The sequence below is a fragment of the Streptomyces sp. NPDC012794 genome (assembly GCF_042901085.1).
Classification (GTDB): Bacteria; Actinomycetota; Actinomycetes; order Streptomycetales; family Streptomycetaceae; genus Streptomyces.
The window spans coordinates 205,024-222,273 of the sequence record NZ_JBIBCI010000005.1; the positions used below are offsets into that span (position 1 = coordinate 205,024).

At 72.9% G+C, this 17,250-nt stretch carries 16 protein-coding genes and 3 pseudogenes; 12 read left to right on the plus strand and 7 right to left on the minus strand.

The window, feature by feature from the left end:
• Positions 1–17: 17 nt before the first annotated feature.
• The 6 genes and pseudogenes from ACFY7H_RS11785 (at position 18) to ACFY7H_RS11810 (ending at position 3,902) form a co-directional block, all read left to right on the plus strand.
• Positions 18–1,253 (plus strand): GDSL-type esterase/lipase family protein, encoded by a 1,236-nt coding sequence (locus ACFY7H_RS11785; RefSeq protein ID WP_388936740.1) that lies wholly within the window; start codon positions 18–20, stop codon positions 1,251–1,253.
• Positions 1,254–1,307: 54 nt separating this feature from the next.
• A complete protein-coding gene (locus ACFY7H_RS11790) occupies positions 1,308–1,484 on the plus strand; it encodes a peptidase inhibitor family I36 protein (protein ID WP_388936743.1) in 177 nt (58 codons plus the stop codon).
• 346 nt (positions 1,485–1,830) lie between these two features.
• Positions 1,831–2,456: pseudogene (locus ACFY7H_RS11795) on the plus strand (serine/threonine-protein kinase); the annotation flags it as partial.
• Positions 2,457–2,511: 55 nt separating this feature from the next.
• On the plus strand, positions 2,512–3,180 hold the full coding sequence (locus ACFY7H_RS11800) for an HAD family hydrolase (protein WP_388936746.1): 669 nt from the start codon (positions 2,512–2,514) through the stop codon (positions 3,178–3,180).
• Between the two features lie 65 nt (positions 3,181–3,245).
• Positions 3,246–3,332 (plus strand): annotated as a pseudogene (locus ACFY7H_RS11805) (IS5/IS1182 family transposase); the annotation flags it as partial.
• A gap of 228 nt (positions 3,333–3,560) precedes the next feature.
• Positions 3,561–3,902, plus strand: a complete 342-nt coding sequence (locus ACFY7H_RS11810) for a hypothetical protein (RefSeq protein WP_388936749.1) — start codon at positions 3,561–3,563, stop codon at positions 3,900–3,902.
• 251 nt (positions 3,903–4,153) lie between these two features.
• Here the strand turns inward: ACFY7H_RS11810 and ACFY7H_RS11815 are convergent, their stop codons facing one another.
• Positions 4,154–5,071: a hypothetical protein gene (locus tag ACFY7H_RS11815; protein WP_388936752.1), complete on the minus strand. Its 918-nt coding sequence runs from the start codon at positions 5,069–5,071 to the stop codon at positions 4,154–4,156.
• A gap of 139 nt (positions 5,072–5,210) precedes the next feature.
• Positions 5,211–5,342: pseudogene (locus tag ACFY7H_RS11820) on the minus strand (IS630 family transposase); the annotation flags it as partial.
• Between the two features lie 236 nt (positions 5,343–5,578).
• Here ACFY7H_RS11820 and ACFY7H_RS11825 point away from each other — a divergent pair.
• Positions 5,579–5,932 (plus strand): CU044_2847 family protein, encoded by a 354-nt coding sequence (locus tag ACFY7H_RS11825; protein WP_388936755.1) that lies wholly within the window; start codon positions 5,579–5,581, stop codon positions 5,930–5,932.
• A gap of 104 nt (positions 5,933–6,036) precedes the next feature.
• On the opposite strand, the gene ACFY7H_RS11830 is transcribed toward ACFY7H_RS11825, so the two are convergent.
• Both ACFY7H_RS11830 and ACFY7H_RS11835 read right to left on the minus strand, forming a co-directional pair.
• Positions 6,037–6,993 carry a spherulation-specific family 4 protein gene (locus ACFY7H_RS11830; RefSeq protein ID WP_388936761.1) on the minus strand — a complete coding sequence of 319 codons (957 nt, stop codon included), beginning with the start codon at positions 6,991–6,993 and terminating at the stop codon, positions 6,037–6,039.
• A gap of 124 nt (positions 6,994–7,117) precedes the next feature.
• On the minus strand, positions 7,118–7,816 hold the full coding sequence (locus ACFY7H_RS11835; RefSeq protein WP_388936764.1) for a TetR/AcrR family transcriptional regulator: 699 nt from the start codon (positions 7,814–7,816) through the stop codon (positions 7,118–7,120).
• Between the two features lie 261 nt (positions 7,817–8,077).
• Here ACFY7H_RS11835 and ACFY7H_RS11840 point away from each other — a divergent pair, with 261 nt between their 5' ends.
• Positions 8,078–8,395 carry a nitroreductase/quinone reductase family protein gene (locus ACFY7H_RS11840; RefSeq protein WP_388936768.1) on the plus strand — a complete coding sequence of 106 codons (318 nt, stop codon included), beginning with the start codon at positions 8,078–8,080 and terminating at the stop codon, positions 8,393–8,395.
• Positions 8,396–8,661: 266 nt separating this feature from the next.
• Here ACFY7H_RS11840 and ACFY7H_RS11845 read toward each other — a convergent pair whose 3' ends face one another.
• Complete coding sequence (locus tag ACFY7H_RS11845) at positions 8,662–9,852, minus strand: geranylgeranyl reductase family protein (RefSeq protein WP_388937487.1); 1,191 nt, start codon at positions 9,850–9,852, stop codon at positions 8,662–8,664.
• 296 nt (positions 9,853–10,148) lie between these two features.
• Here ACFY7H_RS11845 and ACFY7H_RS11850 point away from each other — a divergent pair, with 296 nt between their 5' ends.
• On the plus strand, positions 10,149–11,513 hold the full coding sequence (locus ACFY7H_RS11850; protein WP_388936772.1) for a dipeptidase: 1,365 nt from the start codon (positions 10,149–10,151) through the stop codon (positions 11,511–11,513).
• 114 nt (positions 11,514–11,627) lie between these two features.
• Entirely contained in the window at positions 11,628–12,323 is a 696-nt protein-coding gene (locus ACFY7H_RS11855; RefSeq protein ID WP_388936774.1) for an MBL fold metallo-hydrolase, read from the plus strand.
• 43 nt (positions 12,324–12,366) lie between these two features.
• On the opposite strand, the gene ACFY7H_RS11860 is transcribed toward ACFY7H_RS11855, so the two are convergent.
• Positions 12,367–13,404 carry an NUDIX domain-containing protein gene (locus ACFY7H_RS11860; RefSeq protein ID WP_388936777.1) on the minus strand — a complete coding sequence of 346 codons (1,038 nt, stop codon included), beginning with the start codon at positions 13,402–13,404 and terminating at the stop codon, positions 12,367–12,369.
• 221 nt (positions 13,405–13,625) lie between these two features.
• Between ACFY7H_RS11860 and ACFY7H_RS11865 the strand changes: the two genes are divergently transcribed.
• Positions 13,626–14,615 (plus strand): LacI family DNA-binding transcriptional regulator, encoded by a 990-nt coding sequence (locus ACFY7H_RS11865; protein ID WP_388937489.1) that lies wholly within the window; start codon positions 13,626–13,628, stop codon positions 14,613–14,615.
• Here the strand turns inward: ACFY7H_RS11865 and ACFY7H_RS11870 are convergent.
• Positions 14,605–14,799: a hypothetical protein gene (locus ACFY7H_RS11870; RefSeq protein WP_388936779.1), complete on the minus strand. Its 195-nt coding sequence runs from the start codon at positions 14,797–14,799 to the stop codon at positions 14,605–14,607. The two genes, ACFY7H_RS11865 and ACFY7H_RS11870, sit on opposite strands and share 11 nt — an antisense overlap.
• A gap of 157 nt (positions 14,800–14,956) precedes the next feature.
• Between ACFY7H_RS11870 and ACFY7H_RS11875 the strand changes: the two genes are divergently transcribed.
• On the plus strand, positions 14,957–17,218 hold the full coding sequence (locus ACFY7H_RS11875) for a WD40 repeat domain-containing protein (RefSeq protein ID WP_388936781.1): 2,262 nt from the start codon (positions 14,957–14,959) through the stop codon (positions 17,216–17,218).
• Positions 17,219–17,250: the final 32 nt, after the last annotated feature.

Sequence of the window (17,250 nt, forward strand, 5' to 3'; positions counted from 1 at the left end):
TTGGCAGGCTGGGCCCCATGGACTCCCCTGCCTCCCCCGGCTCCCCGACCTCCCCCGACTGGATCACCACCCCGGTGCACGAGCGGTTCCTGCGCGGCGCCCTGGAGCTCGAACGCACCCCGCTCGGGCTGCTCCCGCACCGGCTGCCCGCCCGGGCCCGCGCCCAGTGCGCCGACGGGCAGCTGGCCATGGCGGAGGCTCAGCCCTCCGGGGTGCGGCTGGTGTTCCGCACCCGGGCCACGGCCGTCGAACTGGACGCCGTGCGCACCAGGACGGCCTACCGGGGTGCCCCGCCGCGCCCCGACGGCGTGTACGACCTGCTCGTCGACGGCCGGCTCACCGGCCGGGGCTCGGTGCCTGGCGGTCACGTCCTCATGGTGGACATGGCCACCGGGTCGGCGGAGCGCCTCCCCGGCCCGGTCGGTACGGTCCGCTTCTCCGGCCTGCCCGACCGGCTGAAGGACGTGGAGATCTGGCTGCCGCACAACGAGGTCACCGAGCTGGTGGCCCTGCGGACCGACGCCCCCGTCGAGCCCTCCCCGGACCGGGGCCGCCGGGTCTGGGTCCACCACGGGAGTTCGATCAGCCACGGCTCCGACGCGGCGAGCCCCAGCACGACCTGGCCGGCGCTGGCCGCCGCCCGGGGCGACGTCGAGTTGGTCAACCTGGGCTTCGGCGGCAGCGCCCTGCTCGACCCCTTCACCGCGCGCGCCCTGCGGGACACCCCCGCCGACCTGATCAGCGTCAAGATCGGTATCAACCTGGTCAACCACGACCTGATGCGCCTGCGCGCCTTCGGCCCCGCCGTCCACGGCTTCCTCGACACCATCCGCGAGGGCCACCCCGTCACCCCGCTGCTGCTGGTCTCACCGGTCCTCTGCCCGATCCACGAGGACACCCCGGGCCCCACCGCCCCCGACCTCGGTGAACTCTCCGAGGGCAGGCTCCGGTTCCGGGCCGCGGGCGATCCGGCGGAGGTCCCGGCGGGCAAGCTGACCCTCAGGGTCGTGCGGGAGGAACTGGCCCGCATCGCGCGGGAACGCGCGGCCGACGACCCGCACCTGCACCACCTCGACGGGCTCGGCCTCTACGGCGAGGCCGACTTCGCCGCTCTCCCCCTCCCCGACGGCCTCCACCCGTCCCCGGCCGGCCACCAGCTCATCGCCGACCGCTTCGCCGCCCACGCCTTCGCCCCGGAAGGCCCCTTCGCCCCCGGCCGGGAGCGGAATGGCTCGGCCCCGGGAACCGCGTGAGCGAAGGGCGGCTGCTCGGCTGTCCGGGCGTTCCCGTCGCACGAGTGATCGTTTTTGTGGTGCTTCAACGACAGGGCCGGCACGTTGTACAACCGGACCACCGACATCGTGCGCGTCTACCCGGAACGGGACTTCAAGGGCACGCCGATCACGCTGCTGCCGGGCGAGTCGATCAGCTTGAACCATGGCAACGCCGGCAACGACTCCGTCTCGTCCGTACGCTGGCTTTGACCTCGGCTCTCCGTGTCCGGGCCGCGCGCCGACCCGGCCACGGAGCGCTCCGGTTCCAGCCTCTGCGGGCTGTGTCTCGGGACGAGAGGGGCTCCACCAGCGTGCACTGAACCGCGAAGACGGAGGAGTTGGGCCTTCCTGCCGTTGGGCCGCAGCCTCATCCGCTGGCGGCCCCTCAAGGGGGTCGCGTCGTGATCCGTAGGCGAGATGATCCCCTCTCCGGGGCAGCCGGACAGGATCGGGGGATCGGGTGAGTGGGACGGGGCGGCGGGGAGCCGAGGGGCAGCCAGTACGCGGCGAACGTATCGGTCCCTACGTGATCGAGCGCCTGCTCGGCGAGGGCGGCATGGGCACTGTGTATCTGGCCCGGTCTCGCGGGGGACGTGCGGTAGCGGTCAAGGTCGCGCGGGCCGAGCTTGCCGCCGATGTTCACTTCCGGGCCCGGTTCCGTGCGGAGGTGAAGGCGGCGCGGGCTGTCGGCGGCTTCCACACGGCTCCGGTCGTCGACGCGGACGCGGACGCGGACCCTCCCTGGCTGGCCACCGCGTACGTGCCGGGACCGACACTCGCCGAACGCATTCAGAATCAAGTCCCCCTGGACGCACGGGAGTTACCGGCGCTCGGTGCGGCGCTCGCAGAAGCCCTGGCAGCGATCCATGACTGTGGCCTGGTCCACCGCGATGTGAACCCGGCAACATCATCATGGCTGTGGACGGGCCCCGCGTCCTCGACTTCGGGATCGCGCGGGCCGTGGAGTCCACGCGTCTGACGGCGACGGGCCACGCCATCGGAACGCCGGGGTTCCTCGCACCCGAGCAGGCGATGGGCGCCGACGTCACGGCCGCGGCCGACGTGTTCGCGCTGGGCGCGGTCCTGGTGGCCGCAGCAGGCGGCAGTGCGTTCGGCGAAGGAACGCCGATGGGGCTGATGTACCGCTCCGTGCACGAGGCGCCCGATTTGAGCAGCATCCCGCCCTTAGGGTTGTCGCGCAACGGCCAGCTTGATGGGCTGATGGCATGATCTCGGCGTGACCACCGAACTTACGCAACCACGTTCCACGAAGTATGTCCTCTTTGATGTCGACGGAACATTGATCGACGCGGTGGCCAACCAGCGTCGGATCTGGGAGGTGTGGGCGGCGCGTTACGGACTCGACCCTGCCGCGGTTTACCAAGTGGCGCTGCGGACGCGTCCTATGGAGACCTTCGCGGCGGTAGCCCCGGAGCGGGACCCGCGCGAGTGTCTGGCCGCGCTGCACGAACTGGAGGACGAGGACGTCCGTTCCGGTGTCTATGCCGCTTTCGACGGCGCGTCGGAGTTGCTGTCCGGCCTCCCCTCGGGCTGCTGGGCGCTGGTGACCTCGAACTACGAGCACCGGGTGCACGGGCGGTTCGTCCGGACCGGGCTACCGGTTCCGAGTGTGCTCGTGGATGCCGCCGCAGTCGCGGAAGGCAAGCCGTCTCCGGTTCCCTACCTGCTGGCCGCCGAACGACTCGGCGCAAAGCCGGAGGATTGCCTGGTCATCGAGGACGCGCCGTCAGGAGTCGAGTCCGGGCTCCGGGCCGGCATGACGGTGTGGGGAGTCAACGCCCCGGCCCCAGTGGAAGGAGTCCACCGCCATTTCGCGAGCCTGCGCGAGGCAGTACTCGACATCCTCGCCTTCACAACTGGCTCTCACCGGGACTCCCCAGTCTGAACGTCCTGCCGGTGGCGGCCAGCCGGGCACGGGCACGGGCACGGGCACAGTGAAACGATCTCGGTGTGACGGCGTCGGAGCCGTCTTGGATAGCGCCGTTTGCCGGGCTGAGCCCGCGCTGCTTCGGCAAGTTGGTGACCGCCGTACGCCGCGCCACCCGAACTATTTCGAAGATCATTACGGGACAGCCCTTTGCTGCGGGAACTGGTGGCGTCCTGCCTGGAGAAGAAGCCCGATCGTCGGCCAATCCCGTCGCAACTCCTGGATTGATTCGCCGAGTTGGCTGAAGCGGCGACGTCATACCGACTCGCTCCCCCACCCCCGCCCATACCCCCGTGCATTCCCACCACCTCCGTAGCGGGGATCGAGGCTCCGGACAGGTGCCCGTCCCGGACGACGAGGCATTCATCGCGGCGGACACGGACTCCAGCATCGTGGTCGATGCCGACGGGGTACTCCTGACACTCCATGGGCGCGGGATACCGCTGGACCAGATCGAAACCGATGAGGACCTCGACCGGGGAGGCGCGGAGACCGAGTTGCCCTGGTCAGAGATCGCCGATGTCACGCATTACGTCGTCCCCAGGTCCCGGCTGCATGTCACGGTCACGCTGCACAACGGCTCGACCTTCGAGGGCGAGGTCAACGCCCGCCGGACTTCCCGTGTTCAGGGGTGGCACCACGACCTGACGAAGGCGGTCATGCGGTACCTGATCCGCTGACGCCCCAGCCACCACGGCACGGCACGGCACGGCACGATCGCGTTACTGACGTCGGCGCTTCAGGGTGATGGTGCTGGGAGGTCGAGGGAGAGGCCGGTTGCCGCGAGGAATCCGTCGGCGTCGTGGCCCACGCGGGCTTCGGCGCGGCAGTCTCCCTGCGCCAGCACCTCTCGGCGGCGATCGGCGCCTCCCCGACGGTCTACCGGCGGGCCTTGACGGGCGCCCTGCCGCTGGTCTGACGGCCGCGGGTCTCAGGCGTCGATGCGCACCCAAGTACGGCCAGCGCGGAGCCACAGGGTGCCGTCGCGGCCCTGGCCGCACTTCATGACCACCCGCCCGGGCACCCGCACCCGCTCCTGGCCGATGGCGACGCACACGTCGCCGACCAGTTCCGCGCGGGTCACGGTGGTCCTGCGCTTGTAGTGGTCGCGGCTGGTCAGGACCACCCGCGTGCCGCGCACGGCGAAGCCGTCCGGATCCTTCACCGGGCTGCGGTAGCTCGCGACTTCGCCGGTGGAGGGTGTGATCCGGGTGAGGAAGGTCCCTTTGGGGCTATACCAGACCAGCCACACCGACTCGCCTTCCGTGGCGGCCGTGCAACCCTCCAGCGGCCAGTCGGGAAGTCTCCCCTTCGGCGCCCACGTCGCGACACCCTGGGTGTTCCAGCCCGCCAGGCCGGCTGCGGACTCCGGGTGGCCGCCGTAGATGCCCTCGTCGCCGTAGGCGGTCCAGATGCCCCCGCTGCGGTCGGTGACCAGGGCCGGGATGTCGTCACCGAGGCAGAAGGCACCCTCCGGCCGGCCCTCGGGGGAGTACACGACGGCGTTCTCCCGCCAGGCTCCCTCCGCGTCCGGGCTGGTACGGCTCGACGCCAACAGGAACCGGGACCCGGGGAGCAGGGCCAGATGGCTGGGCCGCATGTCGATCCCTTCGACCGGGATCCGCCGCTGCTCCTGTCCCGAGGTGATGACCAGCTCTCCGTCGAACGGCGTCTCGGCACGCCATCCGATCCACCCACGGGGATACTTGTCGCGGCTCAGGTACCGGCGCTGGACCAGCATCACGGCGAGTTCGCCGTCCGGTCCCACGGTCCACCACAGCGCACGCCACCCCGCCTGGACGTCCTCGGGAGACAGCTTCCACGCGACGGGCAGCTCATCGATCGTCATGGGGATTCACCTTTGGGACTCCGAGGGCCTACGCCGCCCGAAGATCACCACGTTACAGGTCGGGGCAACCCCCCACTCCTGCCGGGGGAGCGAAGACCAGCCCTTCACGCCGTCCTATGCCATGTCTGACTTCAGCTCGTCAGGGAGAAGGTGGGTCGTGGAGGGTCAGGCCAGTGCCGGCTATGAAGCCGTCGAGGGTGTGGGGCCGGTACTGGAGGCGTTTGAGCCTGTTGCGGACGAGTGCTTCGAGGCGGTCAAGGGCCATGATGGCTGCCGCCGATTGGCGGGAGTGATGGCACATGCGGTCAGCCGGACAGGACTTTCCTGCGCGCCGGAGGTTGCCAGATGAAGGCATCGGCGATCTCGCCCCGGAGTGGATCCCTGGTAGCCAGGTCGAGCCCCTGATCCGAGGTGCCTGAGGCGCCGGTCATCCGTACGGCCCACCGCGCGTGCGGCACGCGCCGGTGCCGGGGATGGTCGAGGGGGCGGGCGACCGGAGGAGGAGCCTTGACGGAACTGGCCCGGATCCCATTGGCGGACGGCGGCACCCTCCTCGTCGAGGCGCCGGCCATGGCGCGGGGGCCCCTCAAGGCGGGGCGCTTCGGCGATGCCGTTCACCAGCTGCCCCAGACCCTCCAGGAGGCCCTGGGCTCCGTCACGGAGGCGGCGCGCGCCACCCTCGACCAGCTGCGCAAGGCCGGGCCCGACGGGATCTCGTTCGAGTTCGGCGTCGACCTCGCGTTCGAGGCCGGGGCCGTGATCACCAAGAGCACGGCCAACTGTCACCTGAGGGTGACCATGACCTGGGAGCGGGACGCGCCGGGCCGTCGGGCCGGGGACGAGCGGCCGGCGCCGGGCTGATCGCCTGGGCGTCTCCGGCGTGGCCGGGTCCTCGTCCGGACCGGCCGGGCCGTCGGCCGCGGCTTCGCGCCCCGCAGCAGCGGTCGGCGTGCGCGCGGGACGGGTCAGCCGGCCGGGGCCGTTCCGCCCAGGGTGGCCGCGTAGGCGGTTTGGGGGCCGAATTTCCAGGCGGGGCCGGCGTTCCACGGGTTGGGCATGGCCGCGCTCGTCGCGTACGCGTAGCCGGCGCCGCGGGTGAAGGCGGTGCGGAGGGCGGCGCGCATGGCGGCGGTGTCGGGGACCTCGTGCACGAGGTGCCAGAACGCGGTGCCGGTCGGGTCGAGTTCGGCGCCCTGGCGGTAGGCGCCGTGGGCGTCGAAGACGTTGCCGTGCCATCCGCCCGTCGTGTAGGCCGCGTACGTGTTCTCGTAGGTGACGAAGACGTCGGCGGTGCGGTGACCCGGCTCCAGGTAGCAGTCCGCGATGGCGGTGCCGGGGTTGTTGACGACGAGGCCGTCCACGTCCGGGTCGGCGGCGTGCATGGTGTCCTGGACGTAGCGGCGCAGTGCCGCGTAGTGGTCGCGGGTGGCGTTGCCGGGGCCGCAGTCGCGGCTCACGACGTCGAAGAAGATGCCGTCGACGTGCAGCCGGCCGTCCCCGTCGCCGGAAGGCCGCAGGTAGTTGTCGACGGAGGCCCTGACGGCCGCCGGGTCCCGCCGGCCGTGGTCGGTGTGGACGTAGCCGAGCACCTTGACCCTCTCGCCGGTGGCGGTGGTCCTGGCACGCAGGGCGTCGGCGCGGGCGCGCCAGCGGCCGTCGAAGGGGGCGTCGCCGTTGCCGGGGTTGAGGACGACCACGGAGGCGGCGGGGGTGGTGGCGGTGAGCGCGGCCAGCATCGGGGCGTCGGCCCGGGCGTAGGCGGGTACGCCGATCTCCAGGCCGCGTACTCCGGGTATCCGGGGGGCGGGCGTGGCCGGCGGCGCCGTCTGTCTCGCGGAGGCGGGCACCGCCGGCGCCGGTGCGGCGAGCAGCACGGTCACGGCGACGGCGTACAGGGACCTCAGTACGCGGGCGGGGGTCACGGATGTTCCTCCGGCTGCGGCGGTGGCGGGACCCCAGGAACACTAGACGCGCGGAATCCTGGTGAAAGGCGAACCAACCGGATCGGTATGAGGAACAGACAAGCGACTTGTCACCATGCCCCTGTCATACGGCGGGCAGTCCCACGGAGTGCGCCAGCTGCCCGGCGGCGTGCGCGAAGAAGGCCTCCCGCTCCTCCACGACCCGGTTGAACTGGCCGAACAGCTCGAAGGAGACGAGGCCGACGAGCTGCGCGCAGGCCGCGACCAGCGCGGCCGTCACCTCCGGGGGCAGGCCTTCGGCGAAGTCCGCGGTCATCCGGTGGGCTTCGGCGCGCAGGGGGGCGGGCAGGGGCGGCAGGGCGAGGCCGCGGCCTTCGTAGGCGGTGCGGAGGATGCCGATGAGGACGTTGGCCACGCGGGCGGCGGGGCCGACCGTGTCGAGGGGGGCGGTGTAGCCGGGGACCGGCGAGCCGTAGATGAGGGCGTACTCGTGCGGGTGGGCCAGCGCCCAGGTACGGACGGCCGCGCAGGCCGCGGTCCAGCGGGCGCGGGGCGGGTCGCCGGCGGCGAGGGCGGTGGTGTCGGCGGCTTTGACGGCGGATCCCAGGCTGTCGTAGGCGTCGATGATCAGCGCGGTGAGCAGCTCGTCGCGGCTGGGGAAGTAGCGGTAGAGGGCTGACGAGACCATGCCCAGCTCGCGGGCGACGGCGCGCAGTGAGAGTTTGGCGGCGCCCTCGGCCGCGAGCCGGCGGCGGGCCTCATCCTTGATGGCGGCGGTGACCTCGATACGGGCCCGTTCCCTGGCTCCTCGCACGGTGCTCATGCGGATCAGTGTGCCACGGGAGCAGAGCAGTGCACAAAAAACAGAGCGATGCTCATCACAGAGAGCAGTGCTCTTGTTTGGGTGCGGCGATCCGTGCACACTGATCTCAAGCGAGAGCAATGCTCTCCCAATGGGTCCCGGAGGCCACCATGAACGCGCCCGCCCCCTATTACGCCCAGGCCGGCTGCTTCGCCGTCCGCTTCAACGCCCTGCTCGGCAAGCTCGGCCGAGCTGTCGGTGCGCGGCCGCACCTCCGGCCGGATGCAGCGCATCCCCGTCAACCCGCACACCCACGAGGACGACCAGTACCTCGTCTCGGCTCGCGGCCACTCCCAGTGGGTCCGCAACATGCGCGCGGCGGGCGGCGGGGAGCTGCGCGTGGGCCGCAAGGTCCGCCCCTTCACCGCCGTGGAGCTGACCGACCCGGTGGAGAAGGCGGCCGTCCTGCGCACCTACCTGGAGAAGTGGGGCTGGGAGGTCAACCGGTTCTTCCAGGGCGTCACCGCGAAGTCCACGGACGCCGAGCTCCGGGCGGCGGCCGTGGACCACCCGGTCTTCCGCGTCACGGTGTCCCGCTGAGCCGCGCGCACCCCGCCGGGCGCCCGGACCCACCAGACCCCGCCGGCTGCCACCGGACCCCGCACTGACCCCGCACGGCCCCCGCCGGGCACACCGCCCGACCCCCGCCCGGACCCCGCCCGACCGCCCCGGACGGGATTCCCCCTCCCGGACGTGCCGAGGCGCCGGCCCCGGCGGACCCCGCGCGGCGGAGCGCACCTGATCGGTGCCCCCGCGCACGCGGGCGCCGCCGGTGCCGGCGCCTCGGCGTGGCTGTCTCCCCGCGCCTATCCGCGGCGGCCCCGCGCGTGACGGTCGTCCACCAGGTGCAGCGCCTTGCGCGCCAGCGGGTGCGTACGGACCAGGTCGGGCAGGGTCGTCGAGCCGCGGGTGATGCGGGCGAAGGCCGTCCAGGCCGGCCGCAGGCCTGTGAGCGCGGCGTGGATCAGGCCCGGGCGGGCCTCGAAGACGGACAGCATCCGCTTGCCGACGGCCATTTCCACGCCCAGCCCGGCCTTGACCGCGAAGGCGTAGTTGAGCGCCTGGCGGCGCGCGTCCACCGCGTCCTGCGCCTCGGAGATCTTGACCGCCCACTCGCCCGCGAGCCGTCCCGAACGCAACGCGAAGGAGATGCCCTCCCGCGTCCACGGCTCCAGGAGACCGGCCGCGTCACCGGCCACCAGCACCCGGCCGCGCGAGAGCGGGGAGTCGGGCTTGCGGCACCGGGTCAGGTGACCGGAGGAGACGGCCGGTTCGAAGCCGGCCAGACCCAGGCGGGCGATGAAGTCGTCGAGGTACCGCTTGGTGGCGGCGCCCTCGCCCTTCGCCGAGATGACCCCGACGGTGAGCGTGTCGCCCTTGGGGAAGACCCAGCCGTAACTGCCGGGCAGCGGACCCCAGTCGATCAGGACGCGGCCCTTCCAGTCCTCGGCCACCGTCTCCGGTACGGGGATCTCCGCCTCCAGGCCGAGGTCGACCTGGTCCGTCTCCACACCGACGTGGGCGCCGATCCGGCTCGCGCTGCCGTCGGCACCGACCACGGCCCGCGCCAGGACGGTCTCGCCGTCGGCGAGCACCACAGCGACCGTGCGGCGGTCCGGCACGGCCGCGCCGTGCTGCTCGACCCGGGACACGGCCGTGCCCGTACGGAGGGTCGCGCCGGCCTTCTCGGCCTCCGCGACCAGGGCCGCGTCGAACTCGGGCCGGTTGATGAGCCCGAACAGCATGTGCTTCGAGCGGCGGGTGCGGGCCAGCCTGCCGTTGAGGGAGAAGGTGACCGCGTGGATGCGGTCCTTGAGGGGCAGGGCGAAGCCCGGGGGAAGGGCGTCGCGCGAGGGGCCGATGATGCCGCCTCCGCAGGTCTTGTACCGGGGCAGCTCCGCCTTCTCCAGCAGCAGGACGCTCCGCCCAGCCGCGGCCGCGGCGCGCGCCGCGGACGCTCCGGCCGGTCCGGCGCCGACCACGACGACGTCCCACACCTCTCCGGCGCCCTCGGCGGCCTCCGCGGCCGCCCCTTCGGCCGTCTCCCCGGCCGCCTCTGCCGGGGTGCCCTCGTCCGCCCCCCGAGCCGCCTGCTCTGCCCTTGCGCCGTTCACGTCGTCGTCGCTGCTCACGATGTGCGTCTGCTCCTGATCACCCGGTTGCTCCGATGCCGTGGAAATCCTACGGCGAGCCGCCGCCTCGTCCCTCTGTGCGAGGATCGTGACAGTCTTTCGCCTTGCATTCGCCGTACCCCGGCACTCATCACAACGTCGCACCCACGAGGAGCGTGCCCATGTCCCAGAATCCGATCGCCGAGACCGTCGCCTCGCTCATGCCCCGCGCCAAGGCGGAGCTGACCGAGCTGGTGGCCTTCCAGTCGGTCGCGGACTGGGCCCAGTTCCCGCAGAGCGAGAGCCAGGCCGCCGCGAACTGGGTGGCCGACGCCCTGCGCGCCGAGGGCTTCCAGGACGTGGCGCTGCTCGACACCCCGGACGGCACGCAGTCCGTGTACGGGTTCCTGCCCGGTCCCGAGGGTGCCCCGACCGTTCTGCTGTACGCGCACTACGACGTGCAGCCGCCGCTGGACGACGCCGCCTGGATCTCCCCCGCCTTCGAGCTGACCGAGCGCGACGGCCGCTGGTACGGGCGCGGGGCCGCGGACTGCAAGGGCGGGTTCATCATGCACCTGCTCGCACTGCGCGCCCTGAAGGCCAACGGCGGGGTGCCCGTGAACGTGAAGGTGATCGTCGAGGGCTCGGAGGAGCAGGGCACCGGCGGCCTCCAGCAGTACGCCGAGGCCAACCCCGAGCTGCTGGCCGCCGACACCATCGTCATCGGCGACGCGGGCAACTTCCGCCTCGGGCTGCCGACGGTGACGGCCACGCTGCGCGGGATGACCCTGATCAAGGTCAGGATCGACACCCTGGGCGGCAACCTGCACTCCGGCATGTTCGGCGGTGTCGCCCCAGACGCGCTCGCCGCGCTGATCCGCCTGCTGGACTCGCTGCGCTCCGAGGACGGTTCGACGACCGTGGACGGTCTGGCCTCGGACGCGGTGTGGGAGGGTCTGCAGTACCCGGAGGCGGACTTCCGCGCCGACGCGAGGGTGCTGGACGGTGTCGAGCTGATCGGTGAGGGCACGATCGCCGACCGGCTGTGGGCCCGTCCGGCCGTCACCGTGCTCGGCATCGACTGCCCGCCGGTGGTCGGCGCGACCCCCTCGGTGCACGCGAGCGCGGGCGCCCTGATCAGCCTGCGCGTGCCGCCGGGCGTGGACACCTCCGAGGCCATCAAGCTGCTGGAGGCGCACCTGGTGGCGCACACCCCGTGGAAGGCCCGCCTCGAGCTGGAGGTCGTGGGCCAGGGCCAGCCCTTCCAGGCGGACACGAGCAGCCCGGCGTACGCGTCGATGGCGGCGGCCCTGCGGGAGGCGTACGACGGCCAGGAGATGCAGATCAGCGGCATGGGCGGGTCGATCCCGCTGTGCAACACGCTGACCTCGCTGTACCCGGGGGCGGAGATGCTGCTCATCGGGCTGAGCGAGCCGGAGGCGCAGATCCACGCGGTGAACGAGAGCGTCTCCCCCGAGGAGCTGGAGCGGCTGTCGGTCGCCGAGGCCCTGTTCCTGGTGAACTACGCGGCGTCCAAGGCCGTCTGACACCGGCAGCCGGCGGGACACTTCGTACGCCCGGGGCGCGGTGCGCCCCGGGCGTGCTCTGCTTGTGGCTAAGTCGCGTGCCCGCGGCGGCCCCGGCTGTCTACGGTCGTCGTCATGGATCTCGTAGAAGTACTCCCGGACCGGCTCCACATGCTGCGCTTCTCCATCGGCCAGGCCTATCTCTGGCAGGACGGCGGGGCGCTCACCCTGATCGACGCCGGCCATGCCGGCTCCGCCGACGGCATCGAGCGGGCGATACGTTCCCTCGGGCTGGCGCCCGAGCGGCTGGAGCGGATCGTGCTGACGCACTGCCACCGCGATCACGTCGGCGCCGCCGGTGAGCTCGCCGTCCGCTGGGGTGCGCGGGTGCTGGCCCACCGGCTGGACGCCCCGGTGGTGCGCGGTGAACGGCCGGTCCCCGAACCGGTGCTGCTGGACTGGGAAGTCCCGCTGTACGCGCACGGGCTGACGGCCCCGGAGGCGCCGCCGACCTGGGTCGACGGGGAGCTGGAGGACGGTGACGTGCTGGACTTCGGCGGCGGGGCGGTGGTGGTCCACGCCCCGGGCCACACGCCGGGCAGCATCGGTGTGCACCTGCCGGCGCACGGGGTGCTGTTCACGGGGGACTGCGTGGCCGGGGTGGGCCGGGTGATGCTGGGCGTCTTCAACGTCGACCGGGCCGGGGCGGTCGCCTCCTTCCGCCGGCTGGCCGCCCTCGCCCCGGCCGTGGCCTGCTTCGGGCACGGTGACCCCTGGACCGAGGACACCGCGAAGGCGCTCCACGCGGCGGCGGAGGCGGCCACGGCCTGAGCCCCCGCCCGGCCATGACCGGGCCGGCGCCGCGCCGCCGGTGTCACGGGGTGGGGCGGCCCGACTCCAGGTAGAGCGGGTGGCCGCGCTCGCGGGCGCGCAGGGCCCAGCGCAGCCGTTCGTAGCGCTGCGGCGGCAGGAGTGCGGCGGCCTCCTCTTCCGTGACGAAGCGCCAGGCCCGCAGTTCCGGTCCGGGCAGCCGCAGCCGGGCGGTCTGCGCCTCCGGCAGCCGCCCGCCGTCGAACAGCAGCCGCAGGCCCCCGTACGCCGGGGAGCGGGGCGGCTCCCAGTCGACCACCAGCAGTCCCGGGACCCGCTCCAGCGCCAGGCCCAGCTCCTCCGCGACCTCCCGTACGCCCGCCCGCGCCGGGGCCTCGCCCGCCTCGACCACCCCGCCCGGGAACTCCCAGCCCGGCTTGTACGTCGGATCCACCAGGAGGACCCGGTCCCGGTCGTCGAAGAGCAGCACCCCCGCCGCCACCGTCTCCCGCGTCGGCTCCGGGGTCTGCACGATGTCGCAGACGGCCGCCGTGTCGGTGCGTACGGCGTCGGCGATCCGCTGCGCCGTCTCCCGGACCGTCAGGTGCCCGTTGTCGATGAGGTGCGCGTCGGCCGCCAGCCACCCCAGCGCCTGCCGGTACGCCGGGATGTGGTCGTACGCCCACTGGCGGACCCGTACGTCCACCTCCTGCGGCGCCCCCGGCTCCTGGCGGGTGGCGATGCGCTCACGCAGGATCGTTTCCTCCGGGACGAGCAGGACGTGCCGCACCGCGATCCGGCGCGCCGCGAGACCGCCGAAGATCTCGTCGCGGTACTCCTGCCGCAGCAGCGTCATCGGCACGACCAGGGTCCCTCCGAGCTCCGCCAGCATCGCCGCCGCCGTGTCCACGACGAGCCGCCGCCAGCTCGGCAGGTCCTGGTAGTCGTCGACCTCCGCGAGGCGTTTGGCCGGCAGGAGCCGCCGCAGCGCGTCACCGGTGAGCTCCGGGTCGTACAGGCTGCTGTCCGGCAGGAGTCCGGCCAGTTCGCGGGCCGTGCTGGTCTTCCCGGCACCGAAAGTGCCGTTGATCCAGACAATCACGTCTACCCCTCTCCCTATGGCTCGCCTCCGAACCCCCCGGTGCCTGCCCGCCCCACCCTGCCACGGAAACCCACCCGCCGGCCGAGTGCTTATCCTCGGGGGCGGAGCCGAGATCACAGCCGAGGTCAAAGCCCTTCCGCACCACCGCCACCTCCGGAGGTTTCCCCACCGTGCCGCAGACCCGCCCCCCGTCCGAGCCCCGCTACGGCAACCGGCCGACCATGAAGGACGTGGCGGCCAGGGCGGGCGTCGGCCTCAAGACGGTCTCACGGGTCGTCAACGGCGAGCCGGGGGTGACCCCCGACACCGAGCGCCGGGTGCAGGAGGCCATCGAGGAGCTCGGATTCCGGCGCAACGACAGCGCGCGGGTGCTCCGCAAGGGCCGTACCGCCACCGTCGGGCTGGTTCTGGAGGACCTGGCCGACCCCTTCTACGGTCCGCTCAACCGGGCCGTGGAGGAGGTGGCCCGCACCCACGGCGCCCTGCTCATCAACGGCTCCAGCGCCGAGGACCCGGACCGCGAGCGGGAGTTGGCGCTCGCGCTGTGCGCACGCCGGGTGGACGGGCTGATCGTGATCCCGGCCGGGGACGACCACCGCTACCTGGAGCCCGAGATCCGGGCGGGGGTGGCGACCGTGTTCGTGGACCGCCCGGCGGGGCGGATCGAGGCCGACGTCGTCCTGTCGGACAACTTCGGCGGCGCCCGGGACGGGGTGGCGCACCTGATCGCCGCCGGGCACCGGCGAATCGGGTTCATCGGCGACCACCCCCGCATCCACACCGCCACGGAACGCCTGCGCGGCTACCACGAGGCCATGGAGCGGGCGGGCCTGCCGGTGGCCGGGGCCTGGGTCTCCCTCGGCTCCACCGCACCGGACCGGGTGGCGGCGGCGGCCGCGGCGATGCTGGCGGGCCCGGAGCCGGTCACCGCCGTCTTCGCGGGCAACAACCGGGTCACCGTCACCGTCGTACGGGCCCTCGCGGCGCTTCCCCGGCCGGTGGCGCTGGTCGGCTTCGACGACTTCGAGCTCGCCGACCTGCTGCGCCCGGGCGTCACGGTCGTCGCCCAGGACCCGGCGGCCCTGGGCCGCGTGGCCACGGACCGCCTCTTCCAGCGCCTGGCGGGCAGCAACCTCCCCCCGGCCCGCATCGAACTCCCCACCCGCCTCATCCCCCGCGGCTCGGGCGAGATCCCGCCGGTCACCGGATGAGCGACCGCAGCCCGGCCACGGCCCCGCCGGCGGCGGTGAGCCCGGCGAGGACGGCGAGCGGAGCCGGCACCCCGCCGAGGTAACTCAGCCCGCCCGTGACGGAGCCTGCGAACAGGGCGCCGAGGAGCACGACGGCGGCGTGCAGGGTCAGGAGGGGCGGATCGGTGTCGTGGGATGTGGTCATGCCGTGATTCCACCGCCGTTCCTGCCCGCACCCCGCTCCCACCGGACGAACCCGTACCGCCCCCGGACACCTCCGGACAGCGCCGTATCCCGTCCCTGACCGGCACTGTTCGGGATTGTCCGGCGGAGCGCGGGGGACGGCCCTAACCTGTGCGGTGATGGACAGCGTGCGTGCATTCAGCGAAGAACTGGATTCGTTCGCGGCGGACTTGCGTCGGCTGCGGCTCGACCGGGGCAATCGGTCGTACCGCGAGCTCGCCGCGCGTGCGGCGAAATCCCGGACCGGGATCCGGCTTCCGGTGTCCACCCAGAGCGACGCGTTCCGCGGGGACCGCCTTCCGAAACTGGACAGTCTGATGGGCCTGGTCCGGATCCTGCACTCCTACGACGAGTTCGGCCAGGAGCGGGCAGCCGTGCCGCCCCACAACTCCCCCGAGCTGGAGCCCTGGCGTCGCCGCTGGCGTGACCTGGCCGCCCTGGGGCCGGTCCGGCGCTCCCGGGTGCACGAGCCGGTCGCGAAGGAGCACGTGCCCATGCCCGTGCCCGCGCCCGCGCCCGTCCCCGTCCCCGTCCCCGGCTTCACCCTGGCCCACGTGCTCGCCCTGCGCGCGGACAACAACTGGTGCGTGGCCTTCTCTCCCGACGGCCGGCTCCTCGCCGTGGCCGGGCAGGACCACACCGACCCAGTGGTTCAACTGTGGGATCCCGTCCAGGGGGTTGCCGTAGGCGAGCTCCTGAACAGGCCCCTCGCTTTTTCGCTGGCGTTCTCCCCCAACGGCCGCCTCCTGGCCGTCGGGGATTGCGAGGGGGAGGTGACCCTCTGGGAAACCGCGACCCTCCAGCGGGCCGGACCACCCTTACCCGGCCACCACGGCCCCGTCGACATGGTCGTCTTCGCCGCGGACGGCCGGACATTGGTCACGGCCGATGACGAGATCGTCCACCGATGGGACACGGCGACGGGAGACCTTGTCGGACCACCTCTGTTCGGCGAGATCGAGGCGGCGTTCTGCCGCCCCGACGGCAGTGTCCTGGCCGCGCTCAGGACCACGCGGACGCTGCGCCTGTGGGACCTCGTGACGGGTGGGAGTGTCGGCGGCCCCCTCATCGAGGACGTCGACGGACCCGTCGAGGCCGCGTTCTCCCCCGACGGCGCCCTGCTGGCCACGACCTGCGGCGGAGAAACCCTGCTGTGGGACACGGCGACCGGTAGCCTCGTGCGCAAACTGCCCGAAGCAGCCGGGCGCGGGGCCACCATGGCCTTCTCCCTGGACGGCCGCCTGCTGGCCACCATGAGCGACCACGGCACCGTACGGCTGTGGGAGCCTTCGACCGGAGCCCCTCTGGGCCCGCCCCTGGCGGAGCACAAAGGCCCGTTCGACCGGCTGGCCATGTCCCCCGACGGCCGCATGCTCGCTCTCTGCGGCGAGGCCGACGCTCTGGTCGTGTACCACGACGAACCACACGCGGCGCCCTCGCCTTCTCGGCCGCTCGCGGTACGAGCCCTCGACACCGCCTTGCGCAAGCAGCAGGCCGTGGCCCTGCCTCCGCTGTCGAGCGTGAACGGAGTCGCTCTGCGCAGGCTGGCCTTCTCCCCGGACGGCAGCCGTCTCCTGGTCCGCGCCAATAACGGCCGGATCCTCACCTGGGATCCGGCGTCGGGCCTCATGCTGTCCGAGAGTCTGCCCGCGCCGGCCGGCATGCTCCCGTGGGGACTGGACTTCCCCGCCGATGGCCGGCCGGCCGAGCTGTGGGCCCCCGGCGGGCCGCCGGGCCGCCCCGTGTCCCTGGTGCAGCACCTCGCGTTCTGCGGCGCCACCCGTCAGATGGCCGTGATCGGTGCTGAGGGGCGGGTGTCCGTGCAGAGCACGGCTGACGGCCGCGGGACCGGATACGTCCCGGACGGCGTTTCGGACGCGCTCGCCCTCGCCGCCACTCCGGACGGGACCCTCGTGGCCGCCGCCATGGGCGAGCGGGTGGTGCTGTGGGACGCCTCCGCCCCGGAAGCGCCGCACCTCGAGCTGGCGGCCCACTTGAGCACCGTCGGCGCCATGACCTTCGCCCCGGAGGGGCAGCTTCTGGCGACCGGCGACGCCAACGGAGGCGTCCTGCTGTGGGACATACGCGCCCCCTCCGCCCCCGTCCACCCTCTGTCCGGGCACGTCGGCCCCGTGTACGACCTGGCGTTCTCCCCGCAGGGGCACCGGCTCGCCAGCGCCGGCGCGGACGGCACCGTGCGGCTCTGGGACACCACCACGGGCCGGCCTGCCACCAGCCTGCCTCTGACCGGCCACACCGGCGCCGTCCGGGGTGTCGCCTTCTCCTCCGACGCGAGCCTGCTGGCCTCCGCCGGGGGCGACGGCACCCTCCGCCGCTGGCTCCTGCCGGCCCCGCACGGACCGACGGCCCGGCCCCGGTGATCCCGGGCCGGGCCGTCGGCGGGGTCGGGTCA